This window comes from Kitasatospora sp. NPDC006697 (genome assembly GCF_042869935.1).
GTDB lineage: Bacteria > Actinomycetota > Actinomycetes > Streptomycetales > Streptomycetaceae > Kitasatospora.
Genome location: NZ_JBIAGU010000047.1, coordinates 16,971 through 32,567, shown reverse-complemented (window position 1 = coordinate 32,567; position 15,597 = coordinate 16,971). Strand labels below are relative to the sequence as shown.

Genomic DNA, 15,597 nt, shown 5'->3' with positions numbered 1-15,597 from the left:
CCCGTATGCTCGCTGGCGGAAGGCGTGCAAGGCGCGACGGGCAGGGGCGCCGCAGGGCGCGGAGCGTGGGAGCAGCGGTGACCGTCTGGGACGACCTGGTGGGTCAGGATCGGGTGGTCGGGCAGCTGACCGCCGCGGCCTCGGCCGCCCGGGCCACGGTGCTCGCCGGCCGCTCCGGCACCCCCGAGCCCGGCGCCAACGCCTCGCTGATGACGCACGCCTGGCTCTTCACCGGCCCGCCCGGCGCCGGCCAGACCACCGCCGCCCGCGCCTTCGCCGCCGCCCTGCAGTGCACCAGCCCGGACCTGGAGCTGGGCGGCGTGCCCGGCTGCGGGTTCTGCGAGGGCTGCCACACCGTGATGGCGGAGAGCCACGCGGACGTGAAGTTCGTCCGCAGCGACGGCCTGTCGATCGGCGTCGGCGACATGCGCGACCTGGTGCTGCGGGCCTCCTCCTACCCGACCGGCGGCCGCTGGTCGGTGATCCTTATCGACGCCGCCCACCGGCTCACCGAGGCGGCGGCGAACGCGCTGCTCAAGGGCGTGGAGGAGCCCTCGCCGCGGACCGTCTGGCTGCTCTGCGCGCCCTCGGTGCAGGACACCCTGCCGACCATCCGCTCGCGCTGCCGCCACCTGGTGCTGCGCACCCCGGCGCCGGAGGCGGTGGCCGACCTGCTGGTCCGCCGGGACGGGGTGGCGCCGCAGCTCGCCGAGCTGGCGGCCCGGGCCGGCCAGGGCGACGTGGAGCGCGCGCGCCGGCTCGCGGTGGACGAGCAGACCCGCACCCGGCGTCTTGAGGTGCTGCGGATCCCGCTGGAGGTCGGCGACATCGGCGGCTGTCTGGCCGCCGCCCAGCGGCTGGTGGACACCGCCAAGGCCGATGCCGAGGCGCTGGCCGAGACCCGGGACGCCAAGGAGACCGAGGACCTGAAGGCCGTCTACGGCGCGGCCGAGGGCCTGGGCGGCAAGGCGCCGCGCGGCATGGCCGGCGCGGTCAAGGAGCTGGAGAAGCGGCAGAAGAGCCGGGCCACCCGGACCCGCCGGGAGACCCTGGGCACCGCCTTGCTGGACCTGCTCGGCTTCTACCGGGACGTGCTGGCGCTGCAGCTCGGCGCGCCCGGCCTGCCCGCCAACCAGGACGTCCGCCCGGCCCTGGACCGGGTCGCCGCCGCCGGGCCGCCGGAGGCCACCCTGCGCCGGATCGAGGCCGTGCTGGCCTGCCGCACGGCGCTGGACCGCAACGTTGATCCGCTGCTGGCCGTGGAGGCCATGACGGTCGCGCTGCGGGCCGGCTGACGGCCCGTCGGCCGGGGGCGGCGGCACGGCGGCGCACTTCGCTCGTTCGAGTGAACACCGGGAACCGGCCTGCCCGCTGCGCCGGTTCCGGGCCGGTGTCCCGCACGCTGTGGAGCGAGCGCGCCGGGGCGGCGCGGTAGCGAATCCTCGCGAGGTGGTGCCCGATGTCCCGTCCGCTGCTGCTGTCGCTGGCCGCCGTGGTGCTGCTGGCCGGCTGCTGGCTGGCCCGCGGTGCGCTGGGCCGGTGGCGCGGTGAGCAGGCCGCGCTGGTCTACGAGCTGGTGTCCGACCTGCGCCCGGTGCTGTTCAGGCTCGGCTCGGCGCTGCTCTGCGGCCTGGGCGCGACCGCGCTGGCGGTCACGGCCCTCTTCTCCGGGCCACGGCCGACCGGTCCGACGGCCCGTCAGGCGGCCGTCGAAGCGGTGAGCGCGCAGCCGGTCCGGGCGGTGCAGCCCGCGCCGCCCTCCGAGGCCCCGTCGGCCCCGCCGGTGCCAGCCGCCCCGCACTTCGACAGCATCGGGCACCCGGCCGACGGCGAGCTGCTGCAGGCGGCGGTGGCCGGGACGGACGGCCGGCCGCGCACCGTTCGGGTCTGGCTGCCGCCGCACTACGCCGACGACCAGTCGGCCCGCTACCCGGTGCTGGTGCTCCAGGCGGCCGCCCCGGGCCGGACCGCCGACGCCGACCTGCCGGACGTCTTCGACGGCCTGGCCTCGGCGATCAAGCTGGGCCGCACCAGCCCGTTCGTGGCCGTCGCCCCCGCCGCGCCGACCGGCACCGAGCACCCCTGCGAGCTGGCCGCCGCGGCCCCGCAGTCGCTGGCCGACGACGCCCGGGTGCGCGCCGCCGTGACCGCCGCCTTCCGCACCCTGCCGCCCGGCCCGGCCGGCTGGGCGGCGCTCGGGGTGGCGGACGCCGCGCCCTGCGCCGTGGCCGCGGGCCTGACCCGGCCCGACCTGTACGGCGCGACGGCCGGCGTCTCCGGCCGCTACGACCCGGCCGCCCTCGCCCAGGCGGCCGCTGACGCCCCGCCGGGCCCGGCGCCCCGGGTGCTGCTGGCCGCCGCCAAGGCCGACGCGGACGGCCTGGCCGCCGCCCACCGGCTGGCCGACGCGCTGCACGCCGGCCGCGGCCAGGCGCCCCGGGCGGTGGTGAAGCTCTCCGACGTGGTGCAGGACTTCACCCCGGACCGGGAGCGGCTGCGCCTGGTCCGGCTGGCGGCCCAGTACCTGGGCGACACGCTGGCGCACCCGGCCGGCTGACCCGCCGCCGCCCGCTACGCTCGACGCCGACCACCGAGGGAGAACCACCCATGCCGCAGCCCGCCGCGCTGTTGAGGACGGTGGCCGCGCTGGCCGCCGCCGGCCTGCTGCTCGCCGGGTGCAGCGGCGGCCGCCCGGCCGCGGCGCCCGCGGAGCGGATGCCGCCCTCCTCGGACGGCCACGCCGCCGCCCCCGCACCGGTGCCGCTGCGGCCGCTGCCGACCGAGGTGCCGGCCGCGCTGGCCCCCTACTACCAGCAGCAGCTCTCCTGGCAGCCGTGCGACAACGGCTTCCAGTGCGCCAAGGTCAAGGTGCCGCTGGACTACGACCACCCCGGCACCGGCGACCTCAGCCTGGGCGCGGTGCGCCGCCCGGCGGACGGCGCGGGCGGCCGGCAGCGGCTCGGCTCGCTGCTGCTCAATCCGGGCGGGCCCGGCGGCTCGGCGGTGGAGTACGTGGAGGCGGTGGCGGGCGGCTACCAGCCGGTGGTCCGGGCCGCCTACGACCTGGTCGGCCTGGACCCGCGCGGAGTCGGCCGCAGCTCCCCGGTGAGCTGTCTGAGCGGCGACCGGATGGACGCCTACACGGCGGTCGCCACCACCCCGCGCAGCCAGGACGAGATCGACCGCCTGGTGGCCGCCGACCAGGAGTTCGCGGCCGGCTGCCGGACCCGCTCGGGCAGCCTGCTGGCCCACGTCAGCACGGTGGAGGCGGCCCGGGACATGGACGTGCTGCGGGCGCTGCTCGGCGACCAGCGGCTCAACTACGTCGGCAAGTCCTACGGCACGCTGCTCGGTGCCACCTACGCCGGGCTCTTCCCGTCCCGGGTCGGCCGGCTGGTGCTGGACGGCGCGATGGACCCGTCGATGGACGCGGTCACCGGCAACCGCACCCAGGCCAGCGGCTTCGAGACCGCCTGGGCGGCCTTCGCCAAGGACTGCGCCACCCGCTCCGACTGCCCGGTGGGCAGCACCGAGCAGCAGGCCGGGCAGTGGCTGGACGCGCTGATCGGCTCGGTCGGCGACCGCCCGCTGCCGGCCGGCGGGGCTCGGCAGCTGACCGAGGCGCAGGCCGTCACCGGGGTGCTGGAGGCGATGTACGCGGAGTTCCTCTGGCCGCAGCTGCGCAGCGCCCTGGCGGCCGCGCACGGCGGCGACGGCGGCCCGCTGCTCCGGTTGTCCGACTCGTACTACGAACGGGCGGCGGACGGCAGCTACCCGAACCTGATGTTCGCCAACATGGCGGTCAACTGCCTGGACCTGCCGCCTGCCTTCACCTCGCCGGCCCAGGTGGCCGCGGCGCTGCCGCAGTTCCGGCAGGCCTCGCCGCACTTCGGCACCGACATGGCCTGGATGGCGCTCTCCTGCGCCTATTGGCCGGTCCACGCGACCGGCCAGCCGCACACCATCCGGGCCGCCGGGGCGGCGCCGATCGTGGTGGTGGGCACCACCCGCGACCCGGCCACCCCCTACGCCTGGGCCCAGTCACTGGCCGACCAGCTGGAGTCCGGGCACCTGGTCACCTACGACGGCGACGGCCACACCGCCTACGGGCGGCGCAACGACTGCGTGGACAGCGCCGTCGACCTCTACCTGGTCGAGGGCAAGGTGCCGGCGGCGGGGCTGCGCTGCGCCAAGTGAACTGGCGCGGACGGGACCGTTGAGGGGAGCATGCCTCCCGTCACGTACGCCGTCCGAGGAGTAGTACCGCCGTGTTCGCCCTCCCCCTCACCGTCCCCGGTTCCGAACTGCGCCCGCTGGAGCCGCACCACGCCGCCGAGTATCTGGCGCACATGGACCGGGCCAGGGCCAACCTGGATCCGTTCATCCCCTGGGCCTCCCGCGCCACCGACCTGGACTCGGCCCGCGCCCTGCTGCGCCAGTACGCCGAGAAGCAGGCGGCCGACAGCGGCCGGCTGTTCGGCATCTGGCTGGACGGCACCCTGGTCGGTGGAGTGATGTTCGTCAGCTTCGACGTCCGCTCCGGCAACTGCGAGGTGGGCTGCTGGATGGAGCCGGCCGGCGAGGGCCGCGGCCTGGTCACCGCCGCGGTCCGGGTGCTGCTGGAGTACGCGCTGGTGGAGCGCGGGCTGGCCCGGGCCGAATGGCACTGCAGCCCCGAGAACCTGCGCAGCCGGGCGGTCGCGCAGCGGGTCGGGATGGTCCTGGAGGGCGTGCGCCGGTCCGTCTTCCCGCACAACGGCGTACGCCAGGACGGCGAGGTCTGGGCGCTGCTGGCCGAGGAGTGGACCGCCCGCGCCCAGGCGTAAATCTGCAGCTCAGAGCCGGTCCGGAGAGCTGGCTCGGCGTCAGAACGTCAGTGCTACGGTTGAGTTCGCCCATCACCGTGGTGGGCGAGTGAAGAACCGGGAGGGAATCGATGTACCAGGTCGCCGTGGCTTTCGAGGTCGCCGCCGACCGGCGGGAGGACTTCATCGCCGCCGTGCTGGAGGACAGCCGGCGCTCGACGGCGGACGAGCCGGGCACCCTGCGCTTCGAGCTGGTCGAGGACGACGAACGCCCGACCCGCTTCTACCTCAACGAGGCCTACGAGGACGAGGCGGCCTTCATCGCGCACTGCGAGGGCCCCAACTTCCAGCGCTTCTTCGAGACGGTCCAGGGCTATGCGCAGGGTCCGAGCTGGCTGCTGCGCGGCAGCCTGATAACCGAGCGGTAGGCCGCCATGGCCCCCACCCCCGGTTTGGTCCCACCCACCGGCACCAACCCCGCCCCCCGCCCCCGCGGCTAGCCGCGGGGCAGTCGGCACCCGGGCGGCGGACCCGGACAGCCCGGCCGTGCGGGGCCGGGCCCTCCTGCCGCCCCAACCCCGCCCACCAGCCCCCACGACGAGCGCCCCGTACGGATCACCCCGCAGAACTGTGTAGACTGACCCGCGTTGCCAATGCGATGGTGTCCGTACCCGGCCCATCGAACGGGCAGCGGCGCCGCCTTAGCTCAGTTGGCCAGAGCAACGCACTCGTAATGCGTAGGTCGCGGGTTCGAATCCCGCAGGCGGCTCAGTGAAGGCCCAGGTCACATAGCCCGTGACCTGGGCCTTTTGCCATTCCTTGACGTGTGGGCAGGCGTCAGTGCCGCGCTACAAGACCGCTTGCGTGAGCGATGCGTGAGCGCCGGTGTTGATCTTGGGTTAGCCCTTGGCCTTCTTGGCCTTGGACTTCGCCTTCTTCGCCGCCTTCCGCTTCGCCTTCTCAGCTTCGGCTGCGGCCTTGGCGTGAGCCTCGGCTTCGGTCTTCCGCTGGAGGGGGACGAGCTTCGCGGCAGCCTCGGCGGCGTCCTTGGCGATCTCGGGCAGGACGCTGGTGTAGATGTCCGAGGTGATCTTGATGGAGGAGTGGCCGAGCATCTCGGACACCACCTTCATGTCGACCCCGCCGGCGAGGGCGAGCGTGGCCGCGCCGTGGCGGAGGTCGTGCAGGCGGATCGGCGGCAGCCCGGATGCGGCGATCAGTCGCGCGAACATCTCGGTGACCTTGCCGGGGTGGAGCCAGGACCCGTCCTCGTTGGTGAAGGCCCGGCCGGTGTTCTTCCAGGCAGGCCCCCAGTCGTTCCGCTCCTTCTGCTGCCGCTCGCGGTGGCGCCGCAGGACGGCCACCGTGTCGTCGTCCAGCGCCACGGTCCGGAAGCTCCCGTCGGTCTTGGGGTCGGACTCCTCGACCTCCCAGCCGTCCTGTACGAGCTGGGTCGTCACGGTCAGCGAGTTGTCGTCGAGGTTGGTCTCGGACCACAGCTGCCCGCACGCCTCGCCCCGGCGAAGGCCGCGGAAGGCGATCACGTGCCACATCGCGTACAAGCGGTCGTCGGCCACGGAATCGAGGAACGCGCCGGTCTGTTGAGGCGTCCAGACCATCACGGGGGAGGGCTTCACGCCGGTCTCCCGCCACTGCGCGACCCGCTCGGGTGTCCACACCAGACCCTTCGGCTTGGTGGCCGGGTCGAGCTTGACGTGGGCGGCCGGGTTGAGGGTGATCAGGCCCTCGGGGATGGCGGCGTTCAGGGCGGTCCGGAGCGTGGCGCGGATGCGCTGGCGGGTTGCCGCGCCGGTCGTGCGCCGGAACGGCGGCATCTCGGCAAGCTCGGCGCGCATAGCCTTGCGGCGGGCGCGGTTCTCCACGCCCTTGATCGGCACCGTGGCGAGCTCGGCCTTCAGCGCATGCCGCAGGGCGTTGTTCTCCAGGATCTCCTCGTTCGTGTCGGCGATGGCCGTGAACATCTCGGCGAGCGTGCTCACCCGCAGCCGGTCGACGCGGATGTGCCCGATGCGGGGCTTGAGGTGGACCCGCACGTCACACTCGTAGCGGGTGATCCCGGACTTGCGGATCTTCTTGCCGGCCAGCCAGGTATCGAGCCACTCGCCCACGGTGACGCGGGAGGAGAGATCCTGACCGGCCTTCAGGCGGTTACGGGTCTCCTCGATGTCGGGCAGCTGGGCCTTCTCGTCGGCGACCTTCACCAGCAACTCGGCGACCAGGGCCAGGTCGTCCGGATCCTCCTTGCCGAGGGCGAGCAGGCCGCGAACGTGGTCGAGGTCGGCCTGCGCCTCCTTCAGCGTCTCGTAGCCGGCGCGGTTGAACGAACGGCGCGTGCCGTCCTCGGCGTTGGGCAGCTCCTGGCGTATGGAGTAGGCGCCGTGCTTCCGGCTGCCGAGCTTCGGGCACGCCTTGCCGAGCGGCTTACCGGTCTCGGCGTCGCGGCAGTAGCAGCGGTGGTAGGTGGAACCCTTCATTCGTCCTCCAGATCGGTATCGGTGTTCAGTGGGGGAAGCTCGGCGTCGAGAAAGTCGAGACTCGGTGCGAGGTGCGGGACTTCCAGGCCGATCTCGCGCAGGTGTGCCCTGACGGGTTGAAGCCGCTCGCGGACGGCGGCGACGAAAGCGTCGAGTTTCTCCTGCGAGCCGGGAGGCCATTCCTCCCGGAACAACTTGAATTCCAGCTGGAACGCGTCGTGATGTTCGTCCTGAAGCTCTTGCCAGATCCGTTCGTGCTCCCGGTAGAGGCGGAGGCGGTACATTCCGAGCGAGTGGCGGGCCTCTCCTGTGAAGTGGGTGAGCGCCGACCAGCGGTCGCTGGGCATCTCTGGCAGGTAGTCGACCCAGCCGCCGAGGGCCGGGGAGAAGAGCAGCTCAACAGGAGCGATGTCCAGGGCCTCCGCCACGACGATCAGCTCGGGAATCGTGATCGTCTTGCGCCTGCCGGACTCCCAGTTGGCGATGACGTTCCTGGGGACTTCGTAGCCCAAGCCCCCTGTTTCGTCGGCCACATCCTGCGCGGACAGTCCAAGGTCTTGCCTCCTTCGGGTGATTGCTCGGATCACGTCCTTGGTGATCCGTTCGGGCCAGTCGGGCGCGTCTTCGTCGTCGGTGGACCAGTGTTCCTCGCGGCGTTGTGTCATATCGACACAGTAGCCACTGGAAAGCTCTTCTCTGTTGCGGCACTCCGCCGCAGCCCCCCGTCCGGGGGAGCTCGGATTTGGAGTTCATATGCGAACTGGTGACATATCGGCGACGGCTCAGGGGATGGGTCGGGCCGAACTTCTCAGGCTGCCGGCGGCCATCGACCTCGACACCGCCAACCGGGCCATCGGCCTCGGGCGGAGCAAGGGCTACGAGCTGGCCCGCCTCGGCGCGTACCCCTGCCGGGTCCTGCGGCTGGGCAAGAAGTACCGCGTGATCACAGCGGACCTTCTGCGCCTGCTCGGCATCGACGCGGCGCTCGGCGAAGGTGCGGCGGCTGATGCAGCTTGACGTGGTGAGAGCCCGATCCACAAGCCTGTCTGCCGTGGGCGTACTTGCCCGGTTGGAGTGGATCTACCCGGCATGTGTGCGTAGGTTCGTGGTCCCTCGGCGGCCCCGGCCGCCGAGGAACCGCTGCCAACGTTTCGGCAGATCCTCCGAGTTGGGTGAGCTTGGCTTCCCGAGCTCACCCGCCCTGGACGCACGAAGGCCCCCGGTGCTGGAACACCGAGGGCCAGGCGAAGTCCCTATCCGCGACCTTCATCGGTGGCGCGCGACGGATCAGGTCCCGCGCCCCAGTCTGGAGCTTCACCATGGAGTTTACGGGCCACACGCCCGATGCGGCAGCCCCCGCTACGAGTTGGCCTCCGGTCGCCAAGCCGGGCGGGCCCGGCACCTACCTGCCCGCCCAGCAGACCCCCCTGTCCACAGCCTGTGGACACGACGCCGAGGCCGCACCGGCCGGGCCCGCCACCCCGGACGGGACCGACCTGATCCCGGACACCGAGCCGACCGAGGGCGCCGAGGTGCTCGCGCAGCTGAAGGCCCGGATCGCGCGGTTCGTGATCCTGCCCTCCGAGGAAGCGCTGGTCGCCACCACGCTGTGGGTGGCAGCGACGCACCTGCAGAAGTCGTGGCAGCACGCCCCGCGCCTGGCCGTGGTCGGCCCCGCGAAGCGGTGCGGCAAATCGCGCCTGCTGGACGTGCTCACCGAGACCGTCCACCAGGCGCTCCTGACGGTGAACTCGTCTCCGGCCGCTGTGTTCCGCTCGATCACCGACGAGCCGCCCACCCTGCTGGTGGACGAGGCGGACACGATCTTCGGCAGCCCGAAGATGGCCGAGAAGAACGAGGAGATGCGCGGCCTGCTTAACGCCGGGCACCAGCGTGACCGCTACGTGCTGCGGGTCGTCGGCAACGACCACACCCCGCGCAAGTTCCCCACCTTCGCGATGGCGGCCATCGCCGGCATCGGCGACCTGCCCGACACGATCATGGACCGGTCGATCGTGATCCGCATGCGGCGGCGTGCCGAAGGCGAGAGCGTCTCGCCGTACCGCTCCGAGCGCGACCGCCCCGGATTTCACGAGATCCGGGACCGCATCGCCCGCTGGACCGCACCGCTCGCCGGCCGGGCCCTGCACCTGGAACCGGACATGCCGGTCGAGGACCGCGCCGCCGACACCTGGGAACCCCTGGTGATCATCGCCGACCTCGCCGGCGGCCCCTGGCCTCGCCTCGCCCGCCAGGCGTGCAAGCGCATGGTCGACGCCGAGGTCCAGGCCGAGGAGGAAAACCCCGGCGGCGCGCGGATCCTCGCCGACATCCGCCGGATCTTCCACGCCAACCGCGAGGCGGACAGCCTGACCACCGACCAGCTGCTGCGCGAGCTCAACGACAACGCCGAGGCCCCGTGGGCCGAGTCGAGCCGGGGCGGGCTGACCCCGCGTGGGCTCGGCTCGATGCTCCGCGAGTTCGGCATCATCTCCGGCAACGTGCGCCTCGGCGACGGAACCCAGCGCAAGGGCTACACGCGCCACAAGTTCCTCGACGCCTGGCGCCGTTACTGCCCCACCGTCCACCCCATCACCTCCACGGCCACAGAAGAGAGCGCGGGCACGGGCAGCAGAGGCTGACCAGCCTCCCCGAACTGCCGTCCATGCCGTCCCTGCCGTAACAGCGCAGGTCACAGCACCTGCCGCCGGGACGGAACGGCATCCCAAGACGGAAACGCTTCCGCACCGGGGACGGCAGCACCCCGCCTGCAAGACGGCGCGTGGGACGGCAGCCGTCCCAATCCGCCACGGGCCCGCCGACGCCCCGACCACGGCGCGAGCGGCGGGCCCACCCGGGACGGGAAACACATCCGTCTTGTGCCGTCCCAGCCGTCCCTGCCGTAAAACCGCAGGTCACAGGCCATGCCTCCGGGACGGATACGAGCCCCAAGACGGATACCGCACCGTCCCGAACCCGAACACCGCCGCGTCCACGGCACCACCCGGGCAGCCGAACCCGCCCCAGCCCAGAGACCGTCCCGCAGCACCAAGACGGCAAGACGGCAAAGACGGCAATCCCACAAACCACCACCGCCCGACCTGCGAGGACCACCTTCCGCATGACCGCCACCACCCCACCGCGTCTGCCCCGCCCGGACGCCGTCCTCGTACAGGCCGCCATCGCGGGCGCCCTGTCCTTCGCCCACCTTCACGACATCGCCGAAGCCGCCGGACAGCACGGCTGGAAAGCCTGGGCCTACCCCGTCTCGGTCGACCTGTTGCTCGTCGCCGCCTGGCACCGGATCCGGACCCTGCACACCGCCGGCCGCCCGGCCGGCACCGCCTGGACGTGGTTCGCCATCGCCCTGACCGCCTCCCTCGGCGCGAACGTCGCCACGGCCGGACTCCTCGACCTCGCCCACGTCCCCGCCTGGCTGCGGATCCTGGTCGCCGGATGGCCCGCTCTCGCCTTCTTCGGCGGCACCCTCCTTGCCCACAACACCACCGTGACCGCCACCGCCGCCGACCCGAAGCCCGCCGAGGACGAACTCCCGCTCCGCGAAAACCCCGAGCTCACCCTGGCGGCCCAGCCCGTGCCAAAGGCGGAACAGGACAGCCCGTCCAGCCCCACGCCGGTCACAGAGCGCAGGGACGACGGCCCGGCCTCCGACGAAGAACCAGCCGCGCCTCGCAAGCGCACCGGACGCCCACCGGCGAAGACCATGGACCAGCTCGTGGAGATGCTGCGGCCGGTCGTCACCGAGCACGGCGTCAGCGTCGCCGTGGTCGAGAAGGCTCTCAGCGACGCGGGGATTCCGATCAGCAGCAAGCGCCGTACGGAGCTGATGGCGCTCCTGCGGGATGAGCAGGCCGATCCTCAGCCTGAGAACGCCGACCGCGAGCCTGAGCAGGCGCGTGAGCACCCGGTGCCCGCCTGACGTGCCACCGCTCCATGGTGGCCGCCCGCCAACGTCCGGTACGGCGCCTGGCGGGCGGCCCCTTCACCGCCAAGTGGTCTGGCGGATGTCCACCTCGTGGCCAGCGAGATCCGCCAAAGCACCGGATCACTCTTCCGCCGAACCGCTCGCCGCCGATCCGGTCCGCGCGCTGCGTTTGCATCCCGCTCACAGCACAGCACCTCCACGACCCCGCGACAGGAGACCAGCCCGTGACCGATACCCAGCACCCCCACGACACCACCGGCGAGAGCGGGAAGGAGAGGAGGAAGTCCCATACCGTGAAGGGTCTTTGGCAGTGGGCGTTCGGCAACCGTGCCCCTGGCGGAGCCAGTAGTACCGCGTGTCCGACTCGTGGCCGGACTCGCGGGATCTCCGCCCCAGGGGTGGCGGAGACGGCCCAGCGCGAGGGCACGCCGGGCCAGGAGGTCGGGGCCGAGGGCGGCCCCGACCCGGACAAGCTCCTTGCCGTCCAGCAGCAAATCCTCGCCGACGTCCGCCCGACCGAGACCGACAACGAGTCCTCCGACCACGGCACCGCCGATGATGCTGTGCCGAAGAACCGCCGCTACACCGGCACCAAGCGCGAAGAGCGCGTCGGCCCTCTGCGGTTCGAACCCGAGGAAGAGCCTCGGCTCCGTGCGGCTGCCACCGCCAACGGCTACCGCGGCCTGTCCGGGTTCGCCGCCGACGTCGTCCTGGCCTTCATAGCCGGCCGGTTCTTCATCGACCTGCCCCTGGCGGAAGAACGCCGACTCATCCACGAGTTCCGCGCCCGCGTCCTGCGCCAGATCAGCGGTATCGCCAGCAACGTCAACCAGATCGCCCGAGCCCTCAACGGCGGATACGAGCCCCCCGTCGACATCCGCCGCACCCTCGACGAACTGCACTGCCTGCTCACCGAGATCGCCGAAGCCCTTCGCCAGCCCGCCAACCAGGAAGGCTGAACACCGCCGTGATCGCGCCCATCAAGAAGCCCGGCTCCAACACCCGCGGCCTGCTCGCCTACCTCTACGGACCCGGCCGCCACGACGAGCACCGCGACCCGCACATCGTCGCCGGTTTCGCCATGCTCGGCATGCCCGACCCCGGCCGCGACGAGAACGCCACCCTCACCCAGCTCGCCCGCTACCTCGACGAGCCCGTCCGCCTGCGCAACAGCGAGCCCGGCAAGAAGCTCACCGACCACGTCTGGCACTGCCCGGTACGCGCTGCACCCGAGGACCGCTACCTCTCCGACGCCGAGTGGGCCGAGATCGCCGAGCGCATAGTCCGGGCCGCCGGCATCGCTCCCAAGGACGACGACCTGGCATGCCGCTGGATCGCCGTGCGCCACGCCGACGACCACATCCACATCCTCGCCACCACCGTCCGCGAGGACGGCCGCCGCCCCAAGCTCCACAACAGCGGCCAGCGCGTCGGCGCCAAGTGCCGCGAGATCGAGAAGGACTACGGCCTGCGCCAGCTCGGCACCGGCGACCGGACCGCCGAACGCCGCCCCACCCAGGCCGAGATGCACAAAGCCAAGCGCCTCGGCTGGGAACAGACCAGCCGAGAGTGGCTCCAGGACCGCATCCGCGCAGCCATCCCCCACGCAAGCAGCGCGGAGGAATTCCTCACCTACCTCCAGGCCGATGGCATCGAGGTCAAGATCCTCCGCTTCCCGTCCGGCGACCTCCAGGGCTACTCCGTCGCCCGCCCCGGCGACCTGAAGGCCAACGGGCAGCCGAACTACATCCCCGGCGGGAAGATCGCCCCCGACCTGTCCCTACCCAAGCTCCAGGCGCTCCTCGCGGCAAGCACACCGGAGGAGCACCCCACCGCCCGCCGCAACAAGCCCGCCACCCGCTGGCAGCACGCCACCAACGCCCTCGACACCTTCACCACCGACCACGACACCACCGGCGACAGCGGCGACGCGCGAGCGCAGGCGCACATCACCGCCCTCGGCGAACTGATCGAAGCCACCGCCCAGACCGCGCCCCAGGACCTGCGCGCCGAACTCCGAGCAGCAGCAAAGACCTTCGCCCGCGCCCAGCGCTCCCAGATTCGTGCAGACCACACGGCGGCAGCCGGTCTGCGACAGGCGGCCCGCGACCTCGTGCACGCCAGCAGCGGCAAGGACGGCAGCACCCTCGCCGTCCTCGTCGCAGCCCTCGTCTGGGCCGCGATCCTCTCCCAGCGCTGGCACACCGCCAAGGGCCACGCCCAGCAGGCCGAAGCCGCCCGCCGAACCGTCCAGCACCTCCAGGCCGCCTACGACCAGGCCGCCGCCGACCAGCTCGCCTTCCTCGCCCAACGCCAGCCCAAGGAGCAGACCCGCAGCACCCTCGCCGCCGACGTCCGCGCCGCCATCCCCGACCACGCGACACGGATCCTCGCCGACCCCAACTGGCCCGCCCTCGCCACAGTCCTCGCCGACGCCGAGGCCGGCGGCTACATACCCCACCAGCTCCTCACCGACGCCGCCGCCCGCCGCGAACTCGGCAGCGCCCGCCTGCCCGCCAAGGTCCTCATCGCCCGTATCCAACACACCAGCTACAACCCCGCACCCAACCGCACCGTCGAGGCAGCACTCCTGCGCTCGTCCACCGCCCCGACCGTCCGCCACCACATCACCAACCCGAGTACCACAGCCGCCCTCCAGCAGCCCGGCACCCAGGCTCGACGCCGCTGACCACCAGCGACCGGGTCCGAATCCTCGGTCAGTGAGCTAACAGCCCTGCTGAGATGTCGATTTGATGTCGTCTGTGGCGGCCGGGAACCATCCCGGCCGCCGTGCGTCTTGTGTGCTTGCCGATCGTCAACCGACTTGAAAGGGCACCACTTGATCAACCCCGGCATCGACCACGACGGCCACCACCGAAGCGTCATCCGCGCCGTCGCTCACCCTGGCGAACTCGATGCCCGTGGCATCCCCATCATCTGCCCCGACTGCCGTGCCCGCCTCGACTGGCTCCTGCTCAACGTCCGCCACCAGGTCTTCGTCCGCTGCCGGTGCGCGGCCGAATGGCACGAGCCCGACCTCACCCGCGCCTACTTCGACCTGCACTTCACCGCCCCCGAACACGAGTGGGACGAGTGGGACGACTACAACACCGCCATGCGGGCACTCGCCTTCGACGGCCTGCTCGCCGGCACCACCTGGGACTAGCCCAACAGCTCTACGGGCGGCCACCCGCTGGGTGGCCGCCCGTAGAGCCTGAGCCTCGGTCAGGCAGTCAGCGCAATGTCCAGGTATGCCTGCACCGGCTCGAAGAGCCCGTACGGCACATACTCGGGGATCTCGGCGAGAGCCACCCACGCGAGCTGGTCCAGCTCCTCCGTGTCGACCACCTTGGCGGTGCCGCTGACGGCCTCGCAGGCCGTGTACGACATCAGCCGACCGGTCTTCGGATGCACCCGCTCGCCCAGGAGCTTGACGGCGGCCACACCCAGTCCGGTCTCCTCCGCCGTCTCACGCACAGCCGCCTCCTCGGGTGACTCGCCGGCCTCGATCTCACCGGCCGGGAACTGCCAGGAGAGCTGGCCCTCGCTCACCCGCCGCCTCACCATCAGGACGCGGCCTTCATGGACCACGATCGCGGCGGCAATACCCGGGCGTTCCTCCGCAGTCTGCTGTGTCACGTCTGCTCCTCCAGGGCGGCCAGGATGGGTGGGAAGATCGTATCGGCGTCGATGAAGCGGGTCACCGAGTTTCGAGGAACCCACATCACGTCGACGTTCTCGATGGCGTCGCTGTTGGTTGCCTCGCCAGCCAGGTACTCGCACAGGAAGTACTCGCACAGCACGCCCGTCACGGGGTGGACACGGCTGCCGAGGCTGCCGCGGACAGCACAGTGAACCCCGGTCTCATCCAGCGTCTCCCGGACGGTCGCGGTCTCCGGCTTCGTGCCGGGCTTGATCACCCCAGCCGGGAACTGCCAGGTGATCCCGGACGCGTCGTCGTCGCGCCGGCAGACCAGCAGCACGTCGCCTTGCCGGAGGACAACCGCGATGGCCACCCGCAGGGCCTGCGCAGCTGGCGTGCCGTCCTCGGAGGATCCGTCGCCGCGTTCTTTCGCTGTCAGGAGGGCGAAGCGCTGACGAGCCGCGTCGGAAGCTCTCTCGTGCGCGGCGTCGAGGAGCTGCTGCATCTCGGCTCTCGGCACAACGGAGGAGTCGGCGTGCCAGGTGGCCACCGTTCTCACCGCGATCCCGAGCTGATTGGCGAAAGCCTCGTTGGTGAGGCGGAGGGCGGACTGGAGCAAGCAGGCGTAACGCCCGCTCCAGACCTCGATGACGTCCAACGCCGTTCCCTCTCCGTCGTGGTCGCTGCAGTGCAGGAGGCGTGCGTCGA

At 72.0% G+C, this 15,597-nt stretch carries 15 protein-coding genes and 1 tRNA gene; 12 read left to right on the top strand and 4 right to left on the bottom strand.

Annotation, left to right across the window (positions count from 1 at the left end; all coding sequences use genetic code 11):
• Positions 1 to 77: 77 nt before the first annotated feature.
• From ACFYNO_RS38950 to ACFYNO_RS38925, 6 genes are all read left to right on the top strand, one after another.
• Positions 78 to 1,295 carry a DNA polymerase III subunit delta' gene (locus tag ACFYNO_RS38950; protein ID WP_388022910.1) on the top strand — a complete coding sequence of 406 codons (1,218 nt, stop codon included), beginning with the start codon at positions 78 to 80 and terminating at the stop codon, positions 1,293 to 1,295.
• A 164-nt stretch (positions 1,296 to 1,459) separates the two neighbouring features.
• A complete protein-coding gene (locus ACFYNO_RS38945; RefSeq protein WP_388022907.1) occupies positions 1,460 to 2,557 on the top strand; it encodes a hypothetical protein in 1,098 nt (365 codons plus the stop codon).
• A gap of 50 nt (positions 2,558 to 2,607) precedes the next feature.
• Complete coding sequence (locus ACFYNO_RS38940) at positions 2,608 to 4,197, top strand: alpha/beta hydrolase (RefSeq protein WP_388022904.1); 1,590 nt, start codon at positions 2,608 to 2,610, stop codon at positions 4,195 to 4,197.
• Between the two features lie 71 nt (positions 4,198 to 4,268).
• Positions 4,269 to 4,826 (top strand): GNAT family N-acetyltransferase, encoded by a 558-nt coding sequence (locus ACFYNO_RS38935; protein ID WP_388022902.1) that lies wholly within the window; start codon positions 4,269 to 4,271, stop codon positions 4,824 to 4,826.
• A gap of 110 nt (positions 4,827 to 4,936) precedes the next feature.
• Positions 4,937 to 5,233 carry a putative quinol monooxygenase gene (locus ACFYNO_RS38930; RefSeq protein WP_388022900.1) on the top strand — a complete coding sequence of 99 codons (297 nt, stop codon included), beginning with the start codon at positions 4,937 to 4,939 and terminating at the stop codon, positions 5,231 to 5,233.
• A 267-nt stretch (positions 5,234 to 5,500) separates the two neighbouring features.
• A tRNA-Thr gene (locus tag ACFYNO_RS38925) sits at positions 5,501 to 5,574 on the top strand.
• 130 nt (positions 5,575 to 5,704) lie between these two features.
• Here the strand turns inward: ACFYNO_RS38925 and ACFYNO_RS38920 are convergent.
• Both ACFYNO_RS38920 and ACFYNO_RS38915 read right to left on the bottom strand, forming a co-directional pair.
• Complete coding sequence (locus ACFYNO_RS38920; RefSeq protein ID WP_388022899.1) at positions 5,705 to 7,300, bottom strand: tyrosine-type recombinase/integrase; 1,596 nt, start codon at positions 7,298 to 7,300, stop codon at positions 5,705 to 5,707.
• Positions 7,297 to 7,965, bottom strand: a complete 669-nt coding sequence (locus tag ACFYNO_RS38915; RefSeq protein WP_388022896.1) for a helix-turn-helix domain-containing protein — start codon at positions 7,963 to 7,965, stop codon at positions 7,297 to 7,299. The genes ACFYNO_RS38920 and ACFYNO_RS38915 overlap by 4 nt, the downstream gene beginning before the upstream one ends.
• 88 nt (positions 7,966 to 8,053) lie before the next feature.
• Between ACFYNO_RS38915 and ACFYNO_RS38910 the strand changes: the two genes are divergently transcribed.
• The 6 genes from ACFYNO_RS38910 (at position 8,054) to ACFYNO_RS38885 (ending at position 14,412) form a co-directional block, all read left to right on the top strand.
• Positions 8,054 to 8,317: a hypothetical protein gene (locus ACFYNO_RS38910; RefSeq protein ID WP_388022894.1), complete on the top strand. Its 264-nt coding sequence runs from the start codon at positions 8,054 to 8,056 to the stop codon at positions 8,315 to 8,317.
• 302 nt (positions 8,318 to 8,619) lie between these two features.
• Complete coding sequence (locus tag ACFYNO_RS38905) at positions 8,620 to 9,942, top strand: DUF3631 domain-containing protein (protein ID WP_388022892.1); 1,323 nt, start codon at positions 8,620 to 8,622, stop codon at positions 9,940 to 9,942.
• Between the two features lie 479 nt (positions 9,943 to 10,421).
• Positions 10,422 to 11,240, top strand: coding sequence for a DUF2637 domain-containing protein (locus ACFYNO_RS38900; protein ID WP_388022891.1), 819 nt, complete (start codon positions 10,422 to 10,424; stop codon positions 11,238 to 11,240).
• Positions 11,241 to 11,644: 404 nt separating this feature from the next.
• Positions 11,645 to 12,205: a MobC family plasmid mobilization relaxosome protein gene (locus tag ACFYNO_RS38895; protein ID WP_388022890.1), complete on the top strand. Its 561-nt coding sequence runs from the start codon at positions 11,645 to 11,647 to the stop codon at positions 12,203 to 12,205.
• A gap of 8 nt (positions 12,206 to 12,213) precedes the next feature.
• Positions 12,214 to 13,935: a relaxase/mobilization nuclease domain-containing protein gene (locus ACFYNO_RS38890; RefSeq protein WP_388022888.1), complete on the top strand. Its 1,722-nt coding sequence runs from the start codon at positions 12,214 to 12,216 to the stop codon at positions 13,933 to 13,935.
• Between the two features lie 150 nt (positions 13,936 to 14,085).
• Positions 14,086 to 14,412, top strand: a complete 327-nt coding sequence (locus ACFYNO_RS38885; protein WP_388022887.1) for a hypothetical protein — start codon at positions 14,086 to 14,088, stop codon at positions 14,410 to 14,412.
• 59 nt (positions 14,413 to 14,471) lie between these two features.
• On the opposite strand, the gene ACFYNO_RS38880 is transcribed toward ACFYNO_RS38885, so the two are convergent.
• Together ACFYNO_RS38880 and ACFYNO_RS38875 are read right to left on the bottom strand one after the other, a co-directional pair.
• Positions 14,472 to 14,885 (bottom strand): NUDIX hydrolase, encoded by a 414-nt coding sequence (locus ACFYNO_RS38880; protein ID WP_388022885.1) that lies wholly within the window; start codon positions 14,883 to 14,885, stop codon positions 14,472 to 14,474.
• A complete protein-coding gene (locus ACFYNO_RS38875; RefSeq protein ID WP_388022951.1) occupies positions 14,882 to 15,547 on the bottom strand; it encodes an NUDIX hydrolase in 666 nt (221 codons plus the stop codon). The genes ACFYNO_RS38880 and ACFYNO_RS38875 overlap by 4 nt, the downstream gene beginning before the upstream one ends.
• Positions 15,548 to 15,597: the final 50 nt, after the last annotated feature.